This is a genomic window from Sulfitobacter sp. S190 (assembly GCF_025141935.1).
Lineage (GTDB): Bacteria > Pseudomonadota > Alphaproteobacteria > Rhodobacterales > Rhodobacteraceae > Sulfitobacter.
Map to the genome: position 1 here is coordinate 14,624 of NZ_CP081125.1, position 18,998 is coordinate 33,621.

Below are 18,998 nucleotides of genomic sequence, written 5' to 3' on the forward strand. Positions count from 1 at the left end.
AACGACTTAAACTGGTCGTTCCTTCAGTCGATGAACGGCAGAGAGGAAACTTTCCCGTGTAAGGTAATAATGTTCGAGGAAAGTCAAAAGTTTCCACAAGAATGTCAAGAAGTTTCCAGTGGGTTTGCGTGGAAACTCGAGTAATTTTGCGTGACTATCGGGGAAATTGAAAGGAATTCTACGACAAAGGTCTGGAAACTAACGCACATTCCAGAATCTTACGTGCGTCTGCGCGGATCTCTAGATGCTGGTAGTAGAGCGGCGGATTTACCAAGCCGCTGCCCAATAAAACCAGCTCTAGGGAGAAGCAAGTGCAAGACTTAACAAAATTTTCCGCTGCGGGAGGATGCTCCTGCAAGCTACCAGCTGACCAGCTTGACGATCTGCTCAACGGGACGAACGCCTTGGCGTTGCTAGCTGACAATGAGTCTGCTGACGACGCGGCGTTCTCCGAACTCGCGAATGGTGACGTGCTTGTCAGCTCGGTCGACTTCCAGAACCCAATCTTGGATGACCCCTACCTTGCGGGAATGATTGGTGGTCTGAACGCGGTGAGCGATATCTTTGCGTGTGGGGTTCAGCCGCAATGGGCGGAAGTAATCCTTGCGTTGCCGCAGATCGACAGGGAGACCAAAGTCGCAATCGGCCGTGAGATGATGCGTGGCCTGATGGAGGCCTGTTCGGGCGTCGGCTGCCAGATAGTTGGTGGGCACACGATAGAGCAGTCCGCACCACTTATTGGTCTTACGGTCCGCGGTACAGCGTGCCCTGAGCAAATCAAGCGCAAGTCTGGTGCGCGACCGGGCGATGTGGTCCTGTTGACAAAACCGGTCGGGAATGGGATCGCGGTTGCCGCGCGCCAGGTTGGTTTCCTAATCGATACTGATTGGAAAGTGGCTCAGGATATGCTCCTGACAGCGAATTCCGTTGGCAAGGACTTCGGCGCGATTGCGGCTGTTTCAAGCCTGACGGACATCACCGGCTTTGGCCTTATCGGCCATAGCTTAGAGGTGGCAATCTCAAGCAATGTGATGATCGAGCTCGACGTCGACGACGTTCCCGCTTTGCCTGGTACGAGGCGCGCGGCGGAAATGGGTTTTGTTCCGCAGCTCGCCGCGTCGACCTGGGAATTCTCGGAGGCGCAAGTCAGCGGCAAAGAGAATCTGAGCGATGGCGAGAAGATGCTTCTTACTGATCCGCAAACTAATGGCGGGTTGCTCGCAACAGTCGCCAAGGATGCGGTCCAGCAAGTCATCGAGGTTGCCTCCCGCAACGGCGTCGAGGCTGTGGCGATCGGCGAGGTTCGCGAACGCGGCGCATATTACTGTAATGTAAGAAAGGGCACGTCATGACACGGACTTCGATCTATTTGGACGCTCAAGCGACTGAAAAGCCCCGCCCTCAGGCTCTGGCCGCGATCACACACCACCTGACGCATGGGTTCGGAAACCCCAGCGCCACAGCCCATGATCGCGGCCGTTCCGCGCTGGCGCGCCTCGAAAACGCCCGCAGCATCGTCGCGAGCCATCTTGGTGCGTGTACCGACGGGGTAATCTTCTGCAGTGGCGCGAGCGAGGCCAACAATCTGTTCCTGAAGTCACTGGTTCAGCCCGGTGGGTCCTTTGTGGCGAGCGCAATCGAGCACAAATCCGTTCTTCAACCCGGAGAGGCCTTCAGTCAAATCGGAACGCGTTTTCTGACCTGTGATGTCGATACTGACGGCCGCGTGGATCTAGATGATCTGCGCAGAAAGCTCATTGGTGCAGATACGGTAGTATCGATTATGCACGCAAATAACGAAACCGGTGTCATTCAACCGATTCGAGACATTGCCGAGGTCTGTCGCGACCACGGTGCCATTCTGCATGTCGATGCGGCGCAGACTGTTGGCAAGATTCCTGTGAGCCTTGAGAAATTAGGAGCGGACGCGTTGACGGTGTCTGGCCACAAATTCGGTGGCCCTGTCGGGTCTGGTGCCCTCATCGTCAAGCCCGACCTGATCCGAAGCCTTGTGCCTCTAATCATCGGCGGTGGGCAGGAAGCCGGCATTCGTGCTGGTACGACCCCAATTGCCCTTATTGCGGGAATGTCCTCCGCGTTGGACGCGGCGATTGCGGAAATGAAAAGTTCGGCCAATCGCATGCTAAGCTACCGCGATACCCTGATGGCGGGAGTACAAGATTTACCTGGCTTCTTCGTAAATGGGACGATGGACGAAAGACTTGCCTGCAATTTCAGTGGTGGATTCGAAGGCGTGGATGCAAACCTGCTAATGCGTCAGGTCCCCACTCTACAGATGTCCGCCGGCTCCGCCTGCACGACCGGTCGGGCATCTTCCCACGTACTGGAGGCAATGGGCGTTTCCGAGGCGCGGCGGCGTGCCAGCCTGCGCTTGAGTATAAGTTGGTCGACATCCAAGGCCGACATCGCAGAAGCGATCCACGTCCTCAGGACGGTTGTGCCACGCCTGAGTGATCGGGCGTCGTCCGCATGACGGTCTTGATCACCAGCGGGTCGGCATACAGCGACATCGATGCTTTCGCCTGCGCGACTGCGCTGGCGGAGGCTCTCCAGCATAAAGGGCAAACTGCTGTTGCGTGGTTGCCGGGCCCGCCAAACCTCACGATCCCGGCTGAATTCCATCACCATCCAGCGTTTGGACTGTCATGCCCTGCAGGTAAATACGATGTAATCTTGGTTGATCTATCAGATCCTGCGCATATCCCCGATGAGCTAGCCGTAGAACAGGTCGTCGCTGTCTTTGACCACCACTTTGGTCATGAAGAGTTTTGGGCCTCATCTGATGCAAAGACCTTCATCGAACCTGTGGGTGCGGCGGCGACGCTCATTTGGGAGGAGATTCTGTCCTTGAAAATTGCCCAATACCTTTCCGCAGTTGTGCTGAAGGCACTTTGTTGTGCCATCGTATCCAACACCGCTTGCTTTAGACTTCCTTTGACGACTCAACGCGACAGGGACGCCCTCGAGACGATTGAGGGGATGCTCGCGATCGAGACTGATTGGCGGGAGCGATTTCTTCGCGAGATGGACGATGGGATCTTCAAAAATCTGAAGCGAGCACTCACCACCGATACGAAGATAATCCAATTGACGGCAACACAGAGTTTTTGCGTAGGTCAAATCGAGGTTCATGATCGGGCTCGGGCTATTGAGAGCCTTGGTTCGCTTGTCGCAGCTGGAGAGGATCTGCCTGATATTGTGGTTGTCGCAGCACGGAGTGTCGAGCGAACATCGCTGGTATCGACGCGGATCAAAGTTGCCGAAAAACTCGCAGACTTCTATGGTGTTAAAGTGGCTAAGAAAGACGCGCTGTTCGAGTGTCGACTGCCCAGCTTCCAGCTAAGGAAAATGATGCTGCAAGATTTCTCACGCGTAATGCTAGATTAACTCACCGTCACGATGTTCTCCATCAGGCAGCAAGGAGCGACTTCTAGTCTGCGGCAGGTCACAGGGTCGGAATTGTCTATGAGTTTTATCATTATCTTCAGGACCTCTAAAACGGCTCCCTGTGCCAGTAATGATACTTTCCAGTTATCGTAACCATATGAGGACGAAGTATTCGTCCACCCCTAGGTGTCACCCCCTCTCGTTGGATTTTTCTGCTTGGTTTCTTTGGCCGTTCCGGATGCCGCAGACTCGTCCCATAAAGTAAAAGTGTCCTTCCTGTTTTGGGACTGACGGAGGGGATGCCTGTGGGGTGTTCCTGACGGGTCCGGGCCGGTTTCCGGTCTGATCTTTCCCGGACGGAGACAATCCCATGAACACAGGAGTTCTGCGCGTATTGCGCGCAGAGGCGGCCTCTTACTGGCGTCATCGCGCGTTGCGGCGCGATGGCCAGGTCGACCAAGCAAGACGGCTGGAGCGCGAAGTCATTCGCCGCAACCTTCGCCACCTCAGAACCGCACGCACCAATCCAAATGCCTATGTCAGTTGCACCAAAGACGGGACGATCCTGCATCTCGGCCTGACAACCGTCTCCAATTATGCACCGATTGAGCGATTTCCATTGGCAACTCTGGCGGTCGCGCTCGGCATGCCCTTCGTCGATCTGCGTCCAGTGAACGAAATGGCCGCTCTCGCGAAGCTTCCTCGGGTGACCATGGACGGAGCTGTTGAGGCTGCGCTCCCAGGCCAGCAGTCCAAAGTTGATCTGCTGACCTATCTCGACCTCGTCGAGCAGCTTGGCGCCACCATCGCCACCGATCCGCGCGGCAAGCGCGACACCTAATCTCCCCAATAATTCTGACGAAAGGAGGCCAGTTATGGTCCGATCTCGCACGCCCAGGTTTGACGCATTAGAGGCGATCACGAACGAACTCATCCGCATTCTAGAGCGCGGGGTTTTGCCCTGGCGCAAACCCTGGACCGCCGGCGACAGCGCGCGGCCGTTGCGCCACACAGGGGAGCCCTATCAGGGCGTGAACAACTTCCTCCTGACCATGCGGACCATGATGGCTGGCTATGCGTCGCCCTATTGGATGACCTTTGCGCAAGCCAAGATTCTCGATGCCCACGTTCGAAAGGGTGAGAAGTCGTCCGTCGTGGTCTACTATGGCCAATCGAAGACAGGCGGTGACGAAACCGAAGCAGATGATGACGATGCCCCCCGCATCATTCGCTTTCAGAAATCCTACCGGGTCTTCAATGCAGATCAAATCGAAGGTTTGCCGGAGCGGTTTCACCCAAAGCCGCGTGTGCCGCAGCAGCACCAGGAGAGCGAGCCGATCCCGCATATGCAGGCGTTCTTCGATGCGATTGATGCGCAGGTGAGCTTCACGGGTCGCGAGGCTTACTACATGCCCGCGGTCGATAAGATCTACATGCCGGAGATCGCCCGCTTTGAGGACCCGCTGCATTTCTACGGCGTCTGGGCGCATGAGTTTGGTCACTGGACGAAACCCCGACACCGGCTCAATCGCGACTACGGCGATGCGCGCTTTGGCAATACGTCCTATGCGCGAGAAGAGATCGTGGCTGAGCTGTGTGCGGTCTTTCTTGGTCAGCATCTCGGGTTCACGGCACATACGTTGGAAATGAATGCGGCCTATCTCGACAACTGGCTGCGGGTGCTCAAGTCGGACAAGCACGCGATCTTCAAACATGCGGCGGACGCGCAGCGTGCCTGTGACTATCTGATTGCCGCCTCGGAGGCAGGGCATGTTGCATCGTCAGCAGATGTCGCCTGAGCGTCGGGACAAGACTTGGCCTAGGCGGCTCAGACCTCCTCAAAAAAGGGAAAGCGGGCTTTCGGTGGGGTGTTTCAAACCCTCTTGAAAGGAGTGACCGATGGATAATCTCGACACCAATGCACCCGCCCACCCTGATATCTCTGCCATCGCCGCCCAGAATGACGCGTTTCGCAAGTTTTTCTGTCTGGGCACGATCCCGGATCGCGCGATCCCCGGACGCCTGCATGTCACCCGCTCCATCATGGAGGCGGGCGATGGGATCCTGAATGCAGCCGTTCAGGCCGTCGGCGAGTTTGACATGTTCGATCCGGAAAACGATCCCGACGGCTGCCATGACTTCGGTGCCGTTGACATCGCAGGCGAGAAGGTCTTCTGGAAAATCAATCTCTATGAGGCCGGTTCGGATTTCCGGTATGGCGCGGAGACACCGGACAACCCGGAGACGACGATCCGCGTGCTCACGATCATGTTTGCGCGCGATTGGTAGGGCAGGGAGCCCCGCCATCACAACTGAAAGGCCCGCTGACCCGAAAAGGGAAAGTGGGCCTTTTGTCTTTTTGATCTTCGGAACTGGAGATCGGTTGCGGCGCTTCATGGCCCGTGGCCCAAACAGATCAAAAAGGACATTCCATGACACACGCACTCAAACCCCTCTCCGTTGCCATCGGCGATCTGGTGGCCCATCCCGCAAATGTGCGGACGAATTCGCCTGAAGCCTACGAGGCAGAGAACATCGCCCATCTGAAAGCCAGCATTGCTGTGCTCGGTCTCATCCAGCCACTTCTCGTCCAGAAGATCGATGGCAAGTTCGCAGTCCTCGCCGGTGGGCGCCGGCATGCCGCGCTCAAGGAGCTTGTCGCCGACAAGTCCGTCAAAGGCTTCACAACAAAGACCAAGGTCGATTGCCGCCTCGTTTCAGAAGACTGCGACGTCACAACGGCGCTCTCGCTCGCCGAAAACATCACGCAAGCGCCGATGAACGCGATCGATGAGTTCGAAGCTTTCGCGCGCATGATGGAGGTGGATGGTCAGACGCCGGACACCATCGCCAGAACGTTCGGCACCACTGTCGCGGCCGTCAAAGGCCGGTTGCGCTACGGCTTGATCCATCCCGACATTCGCGCCGCGGCGCGCGCTAAGGTGATCACGCTCGATACGATGAAGGCCTTCGCCGACCACCCGAGCCAGGAGGTGCAGAAGGAGGTTTTTGAGGCGCTCATGAAAGAAGACACCTACTTGCAGGCATATACCGTTCGCCAAGCCCTGAAAGCGCGCGGTGTGCAGGTGAGCGACGACATCGGCGCATTCGTACGGGAAGATTATGAGGCGCGGGGAGGGGCAGTCGCAGCCGATCTCCTTGAGGAGCACTCAGTTCTCGAAGACGCAGAATTGGTGGAGAGCATTCTGCTCGAGAAACTCAACGCTGCCGCCGAGGAGGCACGGGCGTCCATGGGTTTTGCCTGGGCGGATGCCGTGGTGCGCTACGACTATGCCGCGATGTCAGACTATGGCCGGGTGTATCCGAGCCCGATTGAGCCCGACGAAACCGGGGCCAGGCGCGTCGACGAGATCACCGCCGAGCTCGAAAAACTCCAGCTCGAAATGGAAGACGAAAGCCTCGAAGATGAGGCGTACAACGATCTTTACGACAAGGTCGATGTACTGGAAGCCGAAGCGCGCGATCTTCAAGAGGCTTACAGTGCTGATGATCTCGCGCGTTCCGGCGTGATAGCGTCCTGGTCAAACGGCCAGATCACATTGCACGTTGGGATGGTGCGCCCGGAGGATAAACCGGAGACGAAGACCAGCGCGTCCGGAACGTCGGGCGGCAAATCCGACGCGGACACCGACGACATCATCTATCCGGCCTCTCTGACCGACGATCTGAAGACCGAGCGCGCCATGGCATTGGGCGCCGCCATGGTCCAGCATTCCGCAGCGACGCTTGATCTTACACTCTTCAAGCTGGTCACCGATGTGCTCGCCTCGATGAGCGTCACCCATGCCGTCGCGGTGGATGCGCGCAAAGCCTATCGCAGTCACGCGAAGATGGATGAGATCGATGGCACTTCGCTGGAGCAGGTCGCCGCCGCCCACGATGGCTTGGATCTGTCCTGGGCGGATGATGCGAGGTCGCCCGCAGATCAGTTCGCGCTCTTCCGCAAGCTCAAGCCAACGGCCAAGGCCAAACTGGTCGCCTATGCGACGGCGAGCACCACACAGTCGTGCTTTGCGCGCAGTCGACAAAGCGACAGTCTGATGCATGACTTCGAGATCGAAATCATGCCCGACATCCGGGCGCACTGGACACCGAACGCCGCACTCTTCAACCGCTTCAAGAAGGCGTGGCTGCTGAAAATCCTGAGCGAGGAGCTTGGTCTCAGCCAAGAGGCGGTCACGCTGGCCTCGTCCAGCAAGAAGGAGATCGTCGCCTTCTTCGAAAAGCTCTTCGCGGAACCCTTCGCAACGCTTACCGATGCGCAGCGCGCCGCGGTGGCGACCTGGTGCCCGCCCATGATGCAGACGACACCGGCTTTTGAACCTGAGGCCACTGCGGAGATCGAAGACGACGCCTCCGAGATCGAACCGGCGCAGGCGAAAGCCGCTTGATCAATCGCATGCCCCGCGCCCGGTACGATCCGGCGCGGGGCCACATTACGCCACATCAGCCGCTGTTCGCGGCTTCTCTAGCCCCTCAAAGAGGATCTCAAAACATGGCTATTCTTAAATTCTCCGCGACAGCTGTCGCGGCGCAAATCGCGCACGCGCGATCCTGCGCGACTTTCCTGCCCAACTGGAACGGGCCCGTCGACACACCCGCGCTCATCCTGATCGTTGGCAATGGTGTGCACCTGCGCTCCAACGGCATTGATGGAAGCACCACGCGGATCGTTACGACCAGTCAGGCCGATCCGTCTTTTGCCTTTGCGGACGGCATCAACCCGTTACGCGATGTGGACTGGATTGCGCGGCGCCAGGCCGCGTTCCGCGATCTCACTGGTCAGTTTTACACTGACATCCTCGAAGACCTGCAGACGCTCATCGACCGCGGTCACGGCACACTCCGGCTCGCCACGGATGGCCATACGGTGCGGATTTTTGTGCGCCGCGCATCCGACTATCTGATCGGGGGCACCTATGATGTGCCATCGGGGCTCGGCGGCACGTTCCGGGTTGTGTTGATGGACGTTTGCGACACCTTCGCGACTGTCCGAAACGCCGGAAATTGCGAGGACTTCGATGCGATGCAGCCTTATCGCGTGCCGCTCGATACGCTTATCGACGTCGATGACCGGAGGGCGGCATAGTGGGTTGGCTCTTCTACACCGACCGCAGGGTCAAAACATACGCCGACGAGAAGGCTGAGATCGCACGGCTCTGCACGTTTGATACGGACACGCGCCGTACCGAACTGGTCAAGACCAGCAAGGTTGGGTCAACCTGGTACGCGGCGGCGCGGGTGACGCATCTCGACGGATCGCCCGTCGATGACAGCACTTATGCGACGGACATGGATGGCAGCATCACCTTGGGCGCGGTGTTTCTCACGCGCTACGATGACGGCTGCTGGGGATACAAGGACATGGAGGAAAGCGCTGGTCCTGTGGAGTCGCGCGCACCGCTCGGCATTCTCAATCTTCTCTCCGAGCTCAAGGACCCGGACAGCTATGCCCATGCCTGGCGGCAACGTTGCAGGGACTGGGCGGCCATCCCAAACTATGAGGAGGGCGACAAGATAAGGCTCGCAAAGCCGGTTTCGTTGACCGACGGCAGTACCTGCCAGATTGTGACCGCGACCACTTATCGTCGCGGCCGTCAGAAGCGGCGCTGCTACCGCATCGAGGAAACCGGCGGCCTGGTGCGCCTGTCCAAAGCCTCGCTTGCTGGTTCAGAGTTGGTCAGCTCTGCAATGAGCGCGGCAAGTCCGGTCCTTGCGGAGTTTCTAGCCGGGCAGAAACCTTAGAGACGCAGGCGTATTAGCCGGTCTTGCCGCCTCTTGCAGGAAATTAAGAATATACGTATATTCTGTCTAACGCAGAAAACGTATGGAGATCGACGATGAAGCAATTCGCAGCAGGCGAGCTGACCCGCAACACCGGCGATCTCTTTGAGGCCGCGACGGTTGCACCGGTTGCGATCACAAAGCATCGCAAACCGCGTTTCGTGATCATGTCCATGGAACAGTTTGAAGCTCTAACAGACGGGCAACAGTCCCAGGTTGCGCTGGAGACTGGCGACATGCCGGAAGAGTTGGGCAAGCTTCTGGATAAGGGGCTTGAGGATCACTTCCGTGACCACTGACTTCCCTGCGGCGGGTCAGGTCTTCGACTATCACTACCTTTGGAAATGGCAGGCGGACCGCGGTGAGACGGAAGGCCGAAAGACGCGGCCAAGTTGCGTTGTGATCGTCGTCGCGAACGCCGCTGGACACCACGTCATGTTCATCGCACCGATAACCAGCAAGGCTCCGGCTCCGGGCCGCGTGGCCATGGAAATTCCGGAGACCGAGGCACGGCGTGCCAAACTTGATACCCATGTGCCACTTTGGGTCGTTCTTGACGAACTGAACGCCGATATCCTTGAGACGTCCTACACCATCGAGGATCGCACCGCCCGGGGAGCGTTCAGCCCGGCTTTCACCGATGCAATCCTGCGGGGTGTTCAGCGTCTTCGCGCCGCCGGCAGGCTGGGTTTGTCGAACCGTTCCTAGCTTTTTGCTCGCGCAAGTGGCGCCGGAGCATTTTGCCAGACACCTTTGTGTATCATCTGCTCTGACCTTCACCCGATTGAATGACGTGCAGGGCTCGTCCCCGAAAGGGGAAAGCGGGCTTCTTGTCCTTTGGAATTCAAATCTTGAACCAAAGGATAGACGTTATGGCCAAGCCAACCCCCAACACTTGTCGCCCCAGAATCTCACGAGGCGACTTTACCAGTGTACTTGACGAGGTCGCTGCCGAGATTGAGCGAGGGCCACTGCGCAGCTCCGCCCTGGCCCGCATTATGCGAGAGGTCTTCGATGGCAGCGATGCCAGTGGTGCCTGGGATTGGCGTAAGGCCTATGACGTGATGCAAGCCGCAGCAGTCCAGCGACTTCTGAACTCGGAAACCACTGCGGACAGTTTCACAGCGGCAAAGCTTGTCGCTTCCCGGCTCCTGACCGAGACACGTCGTTCGGAACAGCAAATCCGGTTGCAGCAGTTCTCGACGCCACTGCACTATGCGGCACTGGTCATTCGGGCGGCAAGTATTCGCAAGGGTGAGACCGTTCTGGAGCCGTCTGCCGGGACCGGTGCGCTTGCAGCTTTCGCCGCCCGCGCAGGTGGCAAACTGATGCTCAACGAGATTGATCCGTTCCGTCGGGCACTTCTCGAGGTGGTGTTCGAGACCGAGGTGACGGACCATGACGGGGAACACATTGACGACCTTCTGCAAGCTGATACGCGTCCCGACGTCATCGCTATGAACCCACCTTTCGCGTCATCGGTCGATCGTTCCCGCGACAAACATATCGCCGCGAAGCATCTCATTGCGGCCGCCAAGCGCCTCGCACCGGGCGGGCGGCTCGTGGCCATTATGCCGACGGGCTTCTCCCCGCAGCGTGATGCGTCATATTGGGATCGGGCATGTAACCTCCTGACGCCGCGCCTCGCGCTAACTGTACCAGGACAGGTGTATCGCAAGCTCGGCACAAGCGTGGACACGCAATTATTGGTATTCGACAAAGTCCAGGATGACGGCGAGATGCTGTCCGCCGCAGTCGCGAGTCTGGATGATGCATTGCAGATCGTCGATCAGGTTTCAGTGACGCGCAGCGAGACAACCAATCCGCAAGCTTATGGAAGCGTGCCTTCCAGAAATCCGCGTGCTCAAGTCACCAGACCACCTGCTCGACTAACACCAAAATCGCCGCAGCCATCTGCGGGTCCAGCAAAGCGCGCCGTTCTACCGCTAGCGTTCTCTGCTCTGGACACGGCCCGCGAGAACGCCCCCATCTCCGACATCTACGCGAAGTATCGCCCGCAGCGGATCGATATTGTGGGCGCACAGGAACACCCAACGCCGCTCGTTGAAAGCATTGCTATGGCCTCGGTCGCACCACCAGTGCCGTCTCTCGAGGCCGCGAGCGAGTTGCTCTTGCCGGGTCGCCTCATCACGGAAGGCCATCTCTCTGAGGCGCAGCTTGAAACCATCATCATGGCAAACGACGGGCATGGTCGCGACCTGCACGGGTCGTTTACGATCAACGATGATCAGACGAGGATGCAGCGCGACGACGACGATCCCGACGCGCGCGCCTATCGCCTTGGATACTTTCTGGGCGACGGAACGGGGTGCGGCAAGGGCCGGGAGTGTGCCGGGCTCATCCTCGTCAATTGGCTGGCGGGTCGTAGGAAAGCGCTATGGATTTCCAAGTCAGCGACCTTGATCGAGGATGCGATCCGCGACTGGACCGATCTCGGCGGTTCGCCCGCTGATATCCAAGCAATTTCGAAGTGGAAACCAGACCAGCCCATCGCGATGGGGGACGGCATCCTATTTATCACCTACGCGACGCTGCGCTCTCAGGGCAAGTGCGGCACCACGCGGCTCAGCCAGATCCTCGCGTGGCTGGGAGAAGATTTCGACGGTGTCATGGCGTTCGACGAAGCCCACGCCATGCAGAACGCCGCCGGATCGGCAGAGGGCAGGGGGGTCATGCCCTCTCAACAGGGTCTGGCCGGTCTGCGCCTGCAGCTCGCGGCACCGCGCGCGCGGGTGCTTTATGTCTCAGCAACCGGTGCAACATCGGTGCACAACCTGGCCTACGCGTCTCGTCTCGGACTTTGGGGCCAAGGCCCTGAATATCCTTTCCCAAGCCGAGAAAGCTTTGTCTCAGCCATGGAAGCAGGTGGTGTCGCCGCGATGGAGGTTGTGGCACGCGATCTGAAAACCCTCGGTCTCTACACGGCGCGGGCGCTCAGTTTCGATGGCGTGGAATACGATGTGCTCGAACACGCGCTCACCTCGGCGCAGACAGAGATTTATGATGCCTATGCCGGTGCCTTCCGCAAGATTCATCAGAACCTCGAAGCGGCCCTCACCGCGACGGGCGTCAATGACGCCTCTGGCGAAACCAATGTGTCGGCCGCCAAGGCCTCCGCCAAGTCCCGCTTCGAGAGCACGAAGCAGCGCTTCTTCAATCATCTCCTGATGGGGATGAAAGCTACCACGATCATTCGTGCCGTCGAGAACGACGTATCAGCAGGATATGCCTGTGTCGTGCAGGTGGTCTCCACGGGAGAGAGCCTCTTGAAACGACGTTTGGAGGCGATGGACCCCGAAGATGAGTTGGTCGAAGGGGCCCTGACGCCGCGGGACTATGTGCTCAGCTATCTCGAACAGGCGTTTCCAATCCACACGCAAAAGCTGGTCGAGATCGACGGCAATATGGTGGCCGAGCCGCTCCGCGATGACACTGGCGCGCTGGTCGTCTCACGCGAGGCGCTTGGCTTACGCGATGCGGCCATGACGGAGTTGATGACGCTGGCGCCGATCCCCTCTGCGCTCGACCAGATCCTCTGGGCTTTTGGCGACGAGGCCGTCGCAGAGGTCACGGGGCGGTCTATCCGCCCTTTGAAGGCCGAGGATGGTCATCTTTTCATCGAGAAGCGCTCCGCCAGCAGCAATTCATCCGAGACCCAAGCCTTCATGGACGGCGAAAAGGATATCCTGATCTTCTCCGATGCAGGCGGCACGGGACGCTCCTATCATGCAGCGCAAACGGCCAAGAACCAGAAACGCCGCCGACATTATCTGCTTGAGCCTGGCTGGCGCGCCGATGCGGCCATCCAAGGGTTGGGCCGGACGCACCGATCCGCGCAGGTCAGCGCGCCCTTCTTCCGGGTCTGCACCTCTGATGTCCACGGCGAAAAACGCTTCACCTCGACAATCAGCAAGCGGCTCGACCAGTTGGGCGCACTCACCAAAGGGCAGCGCGAGACCGGATCGCAGGGCATGTTCCGCGACGAAGACAATCTCGAAAGTCCGATCGCGCGGGCCGCACTCCGCGGCTATTATGCTGATCTGGCAGCCGGGCGGGCCGAGGCCATGAGCTATGACGATTTCACCGATTGGACCGCCTTGCGTTTGATCGACAAGGACGGTGTGCTGCTCGAAGAGCTGCCGCCAATCCAGCGGTTTCTGAACCGGGTACTGGCCCTGCCGATCCACATGCAGAACGCGCTCTTTGCGGAGTTCATGAGGCGGATCGCCGATCAGACTGAACGGGCGCGTGCTGCGGGCACATTGGACCTCGGCGTTGAAACCCTGCGCGGTGAGGCAATCCAACAGACCTCCGTCGAAGACCTGTGGACCTGTCCTCAATCTGGTGCCGTCACTCGGATCGTTGGGCTTGAAGTCACAGACCCTGTGTACATCCAATCAGCAGCAGACGCTCTCGCACGCAACTCAAACAGACTGCCCATGGTGAACCGCGCATCGGGCCGCGCCGGACTGATCTCGTCCAGACCAATGCAAATGTATGACGAGGACATCGTGACCCTCATGCGCAAGGTGACGCGGCCAACCGGCAAGACCTATCTGGACGAAAGTGCGTTCGAGAAATCCGCTTGGGAGAATATCGACAGAGAAGAATTTGCCCGCCTATGGACGGCCGAAGCGGACAGACTTCCGAGAACCACGACGACGAAGCTGTACCTGCTCACCGGTCTCTTGCTCCCGATCTGGAAAGACATTCCTTCGGGCAATGAGCGTATCTATCGGGTCACACCGGACGGATGCGCCAGCATGATCGGCCGCACAGTCAGCGAAGAAGGGGCGGCCGCATTGCGCGCAAGGTTCCTCATTGGCACGCCACAAACGCCTTCAGAAATGGTCGCGGCAGCACTTGGGACCACGGCGACGGTGGACCTTGGCCGTGGTTTGACGCTCACGCGGCGGCGGGTCGCGGGCGAGGTCCGTCTTGAAATCAATGGTGCGGACAAGAGCGCTATCGAAGCTCTTAAAGCCGAGGGCTGCTTCACAGAAATCATCGCCTTCCAGTTGCGGGTGTTCGTCCCACATGGCGATGGAGTTGATACCGAGGCCATTCTGGCGCGCATCACAGGCGCGCGTGACGGCGACGCCCGCACCGCCGCCTGACTGCACAGCTGCGTCGGCACGCCACCCACTGAAATCGCAAACGCAAGACACGGCCCTGGCGTCAAGGGGTCAGGCAGCGCTGTGCACATCTCTCAAAAGGAAACATCATGAACATCGCAGACATCAAAGCCGCCGTGGACCACGGCAAGACCGTCCATTGGGCGAACGAAGGTTATGTGGTCCACAAGGACGCCCTTGGCCAATACCTGATCACCTTCACAGCAAACGGCAGCACAATTGGCCTGACGTCCCGGGACGTCTCGCGGTTGAATGGAGACGAGGCAGAGTTTTTCGTCTCGCGCCCTGATCTGGGACTGACCATTCACTGCGCAGAATGCGGCAGTGAAGATGTCATGCGGGACGCATGGGCGGTATGGGACTCGGAATTGCAGCTCTGGGAAGCTGCCGATCTGCAGGATCATGCCTATTGCAACACCTGTGACGGGGAAACGCGGCTCGTTGACCGTCCCGTTCGGGAGTATGGGACAGCCCCTGAAGGGGAAGCGATGGACGACATTCAGAAAAGACCTGTTCAAGCGTTTGAACAGTAAGGCGGTAAGTCCCCGAACGTGCAACCTGCCAAACTGAGCGGCAGAGCAGGCTGATACGGCTGGAAAGAAAGGAAAGCAGGCTTTCTGGGGTTTGATCCCATGAGGGGTCGATAAAGCAATCCTGGATGTTCTGGCCGGAGGTCAGGCACCACCAACCCAAGAAGGATAAGACCCATGTTCGCAGGAACCCTGACGAAGACCACTGAGACCGAAACCGTTGCATTCATCGGCATGATCCACAGCACCAAGTTCGACATCGCCATCCAGCTGGAGCCCCGGCCCAAGATGTCCGAGCGCAGCCCGGACTATGATGTGACCGCTGTGAACAAATCCGGCCGTAAGGTGCGGATCGGCACGGCGTGGAACGAGACCGGCAACACAACCGGTAACCCGTATATCTCAATGCAGATGGACGTCGGCATTGGTCCGTTCCGCGTCAACGCGGTGCAGAGCCAAGAGGCGCGCCAGTCGAACAGCGGCGAGTTCGAGATCATCCCGCTGGTCTCCAACGGCACTATGAAGTCCGGGTCCATTTCGGGCGAATTGACCGCGATGGATGCGGACAACGCCTTCGCCGGCTACATCGCCAACATGATGTTCGATCTGGACTTCATGCTGATCGAGAACGGCTACAAGACGGAAGAGACCCATGCTGATTACCGGATCGAGGTCAGCTCGCCGCGCGGAACGCCGATCCGCGTTGGGTCCGCCTGGATGGCCAAGAGCAATCGGACAGGCAACGACTATGTCTCGCTGCTGATCAACACGCCCGACGGCGATCTGCGCGTCAACGCGGTGCAGAACGATGAGCAACGCGGCGGGAATACGTTCTCGATCATCCCGTTCATTGATGGGGGAGAGCAGCAGCAAGAGGCAGGTGTCGGGCTGTCACTGGTGGCTTAAGCCGTAGACAGTTCGTACAAGCAAGATTGAGAAGGGGAGCCGTGGTGACACGGTTCCCCTTTTTTCGTGCTGGTTTTTCAGAGAGCGATCTTCGATGGCATTTGTCGCCGACTTTTCGGACCTTCTACGAACGTCCGAAAAGCAGGTTGAACAAATGTTAAGCTGCCGTCGCGAGTTGGACTTCGCCGTCATGTAGGAAGCATCGCTTGTCAAAAAGCGACAGATCGACGGGGTTTGGCAGCCGTATGTCCTCAATGCTTGGCATGTTAGTAGAAGATAGCTCGAAAACGCGGTCGATTTGTGAGATCATAACAACAATCGCCCCGCGTTTTACGGCAAATTCTTTTAGTGCCCTGACTTGTTCTACAAGCGGAGGGTTGCTTCGCTTTTGATCCAAGAGCTGTAGGTAATCGACAACGGCAAGCGCAGGATCCGGCGCATTTCTGAGGCGTTCAATGATATGCGCTGCGCAGATATCGTCCGAGGTATCGACGAAGACTGGACGTTCATGTTCCTTGGGGTCAAAACCAAGTTTTTCAAACCGATCCCAGACATCCGCTTCATTGTAGTCCAATGAGAAAACATAGCCTGTCCGATTACTCTTCTCTGCCAATGCAGTCAGTTCCAATCCAAGAAGAGTCTTACCGTGGCCGGGGCGCGCACCGATCAGTACCATATCGCCTGGATTGAGCTGGCTCATGACCTCCTTGGCTGGTGTCGTTTTGGAGTAGCTGAACGCCAAGTGGCTCCAGTCTTTGAAGCCTTCGTTTTTGGCCATCTGATTGAGTGCTTCGTGAAGCCTGATTTCATTGTCGCGTGCCAGCAATTTTGCCTGACGCTTAAGTTTGTAGATTGGTGATGAAAGTCTCATCTTGAACCTTCTCTTACGAGCGGTATCCGCAATCCCTCCTTATGCGCATGCTCGAACAGGTTAGGTTCGAAGTGGTATCGCCCCGCATGTCAAATGCTGCCCCGGTGGAGGGGGGAGGCCCGAGCAGGGCCGCCATGAAAAGTTACCCTCATCGCTAAGAAAACTCAATTGGGTTTTGGTCAATCGCCGCAGCCAGACGAATGAACAGAACGGGCCCGAAGCCTTCCGTTCTCTCATCTCGGAGACGTTTGCTTCATTGGCTCGTCGACCTCCCCAGCTCGGCTACGCGTGTCGCAGGGGAGAACGGCCCTTCGGTCCGTCGCGCATTCGGCCATTCGGCCTCACCGCGGCGTTGCACCTGGCATCCCGGTTTGTCCGTCTCGCGAGCGCGTCGGCACGCGGCCACGGCTCCGGCCTGCGCTCTGGTCTGTTTTGCTATGTGCAAAACGATCCCGCCGCTTCGTCCTCCCCCCGTGTCCGGCACCGCCGTTTGCCTGCTCGTGACGGTCAAACCTACCGTCAAAACACACACACATGAGCGTGGAAGCATATCCTCCGGATGGCCCCCAAATCAGCCCGCGTCAAGGATCGCAAAACTTTTCGGCGAGGGCGGGGCCAGTGGCTTTGGGCGGTCCCGTGCTTGAGGGCGTGCATGTGTCATGTGTGGCACGCGGAAAACTTTTGCGCCCGGCAAGCCGGCGGCTGCGCCGTCCCTGACCCGGACAGATTCGGTGAACCAGTTTTCGGCCATGCCACCACACTCACGTGGTGGTCGAACAACCGAACTCTGGAGAACAGACATGGCATACGACCAAGCGAACACTTACGAGACAATCGAACTCTTTGGCCTGACGGAGAAAGACGCACAACTTCCCATCCCCGGCGACGACATTCTGAAGGACAGCATCATCCGGGAGACTTTCGAGACCCTCCTCGGGCAATTGCGCAATACCGGTCTGGAGGCCGAGATCGAGCCACTCGCCCATGGGCTCGCCACGATCCTGCAGCGCCGCAAGGTCGTCCTTGGCAAAGAAGTCGATCGGACAGCCGACAAGATCGGGGCGCTGGCAAAATGCCACGATGGATCCGAGATCGCAGAAACCGCTCTCGAAGAGGCGCAGGCGCGCTTCCTGCACCTTCGGGAGATCGTCGATGCAATTGAGGTGATGTCCGAGGCGGCCGCAGAGTGCTACGAGTTGGAGACCGGCAAAGGCTTTATCCCGGCTGCAGGCTCGCGGGCGAGCGTCCGCGCGCAGGAGACTGGAGCCGTCTTCGAGGCCAAGCAACTCCTCGAGCAACATGACCGAGAAACTGCCGCCAAGTCGAAAGTCGAGGGTGTGCCGCTCATTGTCTCAGGCGCCACCGACTGGACTGACATCGACGTCATCTTCCACACGCTCGACAAGGTTCGGGACCGCATCAAACAGACCCGCAATCAGGACATCTTCCTCTGCCATAAGGGTGGCAAGCACGGGGCGGAAATAATCGCGGCTCGGTGGGCCCGGGCACGCGGAATTGCGCAAGCACGCTTCGATCCGCGCTGGTCCGCACATGGACGGGCGGCACCCTTCAAGTGCAACGACGAGATGCTCGACGACAAGTTCGCGGCAACGGGTGTTGTGCTCTTCGGCGGCAACGGGGTCGCGCTGAACCTCGGGCAGAAGGCGGAGGCGAAAGGCCTGACGGTGATGCGGGTCGCAGACCCGGCCAAAGCACCGGCAGAGACGTGAAATTAGAGGGTCGCCTTCGGGCGGCCCTTTCGTCATTTCTCACGATGGGGGCTGAGACGTAACGGCTCGAGCGCGTCGCAAGGAACGAGGGGCTGCTGACAGTTCCAAACGCTCCAGTTTTGGTCTGCGCACTTTCGGTCACAAACGACGTCAACCAATCGAACGTCGGGCGGTCTTGCCAACACGAGCGCGTATTCGGTTGCGGCCAACCGAAGTCGTTTCGGTTCCACCAACAGACCTGCCCGTCAGCCTCAAGGGGGCCATCCACAAAAACAGTCAGGCTGTGCCTGCCGGTTTTTCCGGCAGAGATTTGGCAAGCCAAATCTGGCCGCCCTTGACCCTGCCGGTCAGGCCCGTTTCCGAGGTTGCGCCCTCCCCCTCGCTTGCCGCCGAAAACGGTGTTTTCGGTCGGAAGCTCGGGCGGAGGACGTCCAGGTGGTGGCAGACGTGCGGGTTGTCTAAGACGGGTTGGAAAGACTTCTGCCGCTCTCCGACGGTGTGTCTTGCGCGCCGGAAGCCTTCAGGTGACCCGGCGCCATTTTGCGACGTGCAACGGACGCTTTCCTCAAGGTGAAGAGAATACCGAGAGCGG

At 58.7% G+C, this 18,998-nt stretch carries 15 protein-coding genes and 1 pseudogene; 15 read left to right on the forward strand and 1 reads right to left on the reverse strand.

What is annotated here, in order from left to right; genetic code table 11:
- Positions 1-311 precede the first annotated feature (311 nt).
- The 14 genes and pseudogenes from selD to K3756_RS19215 all read left to right on the forward strand — a co-directional run bounded on the left by selD (position 312) and on the right by K3756_RS19215 (position 15,805).
- Positions 312-1,352, forward strand: a complete 1,041-nt coding sequence (gene selD / locus K3756_RS19150) for a selenide, water dikinase SelD (RefSeq protein WP_259994502.1) — start codon at positions 312-314, stop codon at positions 1,350-1,352.
- A complete protein-coding gene (locus tag K3756_RS19155) occupies positions 1,349-2,494 on the forward strand; it encodes a cysteine desulfurase family protein (RefSeq protein ID WP_259994504.1) in 1,146 nt (381 codons plus the stop codon). The genes selD and K3756_RS19155 overlap by 4 nt, the downstream gene beginning before the upstream one ends.
- Positions 2,491-3,408 (forward strand): DHH family phosphoesterase, encoded by a 918-nt coding sequence (locus K3756_RS19160; RefSeq protein WP_259994507.1) that lies wholly within the window; start codon positions 2,491-2,493, stop codon positions 3,406-3,408. Before K3756_RS19155 ends, K3756_RS19160 begins: the two co-directional genes overlap by 4 nt.
- Before the next feature lie 370 nt (positions 3,409-3,778).
- A complete protein-coding gene (locus tag K3756_RS19165) occupies positions 3,779-4,249 on the forward strand; it encodes a hypothetical protein (RefSeq protein ID WP_259994509.1) in 471 nt (156 codons plus the stop codon).
- Positions 4,250-4,283: 34 nt separating this feature from the next.
- The gene (locus K3756_RS19170) at positions 4,284-5,207 is read left to right on the forward strand and encodes an ArdC family protein (protein WP_259994513.1); all 924 of its coding nucleotides are present in this window, start codon (positions 4,284-4,286) and stop codon (positions 5,205-5,207) included.
- Positions 5,208-5,307: 100 nt separating this feature from the next.
- A complete protein-coding gene (locus K3756_RS19175; protein WP_259994516.1) occupies positions 5,308-5,697 on the forward strand; it encodes a DUF3768 domain-containing protein in 390 nt (129 codons plus the stop codon).
- A gap of 143 nt (positions 5,698-5,840) precedes the next feature.
- Complete coding sequence (locus K3756_RS19180) at positions 5,841-7,820, forward strand: ParB N-terminal domain-containing protein (protein WP_259994518.1); 1,980 nt, start codon at positions 5,841-5,843, stop codon at positions 7,818-7,820.
- A gap of 104 nt (positions 7,821-7,924) precedes the next feature.
- Positions 7,925-8,518, forward strand: coding sequence for a regulator (locus K3756_RS19185; RefSeq protein ID WP_259994520.1), 594 nt, complete (start codon positions 7,925-7,927; stop codon positions 8,516-8,518).
- Positions 8,518-9,174, forward strand: coding sequence for a DUF6927 domain-containing protein (locus tag K3756_RS19190; protein ID WP_259994522.1), 657 nt, complete (start codon positions 8,518-8,520; stop codon positions 9,172-9,174). Before K3756_RS19185 ends, K3756_RS19190 begins: the two co-directional genes overlap by 1 nt.
- A gap of 95 nt (positions 9,175-9,269) precedes the next feature.
- On the forward strand, positions 9,270-9,512 hold the full coding sequence (locus K3756_RS19195) for a type II toxin-antitoxin system Phd/YefM family antitoxin (protein WP_259994523.1): 243 nt from the start codon (positions 9,270-9,272) through the stop codon (positions 9,510-9,512).
- Positions 9,502-9,921: a hypothetical protein gene (locus tag K3756_RS19200; RefSeq protein WP_259994524.1), complete on the forward strand. Its 420-nt coding sequence runs from the start codon at positions 9,502-9,504 to the stop codon at positions 9,919-9,921. Before K3756_RS19195 ends, K3756_RS19200 begins: the two co-directional genes overlap by 11 nt.
- A 164-nt stretch (positions 9,922-10,085) precedes the next feature.
- Positions 10,086-14,351: a strawberry notch-like NTP hydrolase domain-containing protein gene (locus K3756_RS19205; protein ID WP_259994525.1), complete on the forward strand. Its 4,266-nt coding sequence runs from the start codon at positions 10,086-10,088 to the stop codon at positions 14,349-14,351.
- A 107-nt stretch (positions 14,352-14,458) separates the two neighbouring features.
- A pseudogene (locus tag K3756_RS19210) lies at positions 14,459-14,653 on the forward strand (hypothetical protein); the annotation flags it as partial.
- Positions 14,654-15,076: 423 nt separating this feature from the next.
- Positions 15,077-15,805: a DUF736 domain-containing protein gene (locus K3756_RS19215; RefSeq protein ID WP_259994526.1), complete on the forward strand. Its 729-nt coding sequence runs from the start codon at positions 15,077-15,079 to the stop codon at positions 15,803-15,805.
- Between the two features lie 157 nt (positions 15,806-15,962).
- Here K3756_RS19215 and K3756_RS19220 read toward each other — a convergent pair whose 3' ends face one another.
- Positions 15,963-16,676, reverse strand: coding sequence for a DNA helicase (locus K3756_RS19220; protein WP_259994527.1), 714 nt, complete (start codon positions 16,674-16,676; stop codon positions 15,963-15,965).
- Positions 16,677-17,476: 800 nt separating this feature from the next.
- On the opposite strand from K3756_RS19220, the gene K3756_RS19225 reads away from it, so the two are divergent.
- Complete coding sequence (locus tag K3756_RS19225; RefSeq protein WP_259994530.1) at positions 17,477-18,406, forward strand: DUF2493 domain-containing protein; 930 nt, start codon at positions 17,477-17,479, stop codon at positions 18,404-18,406.
- The last annotated feature ends 592 nt before the right edge of the window (positions 18,407-18,998 follow it).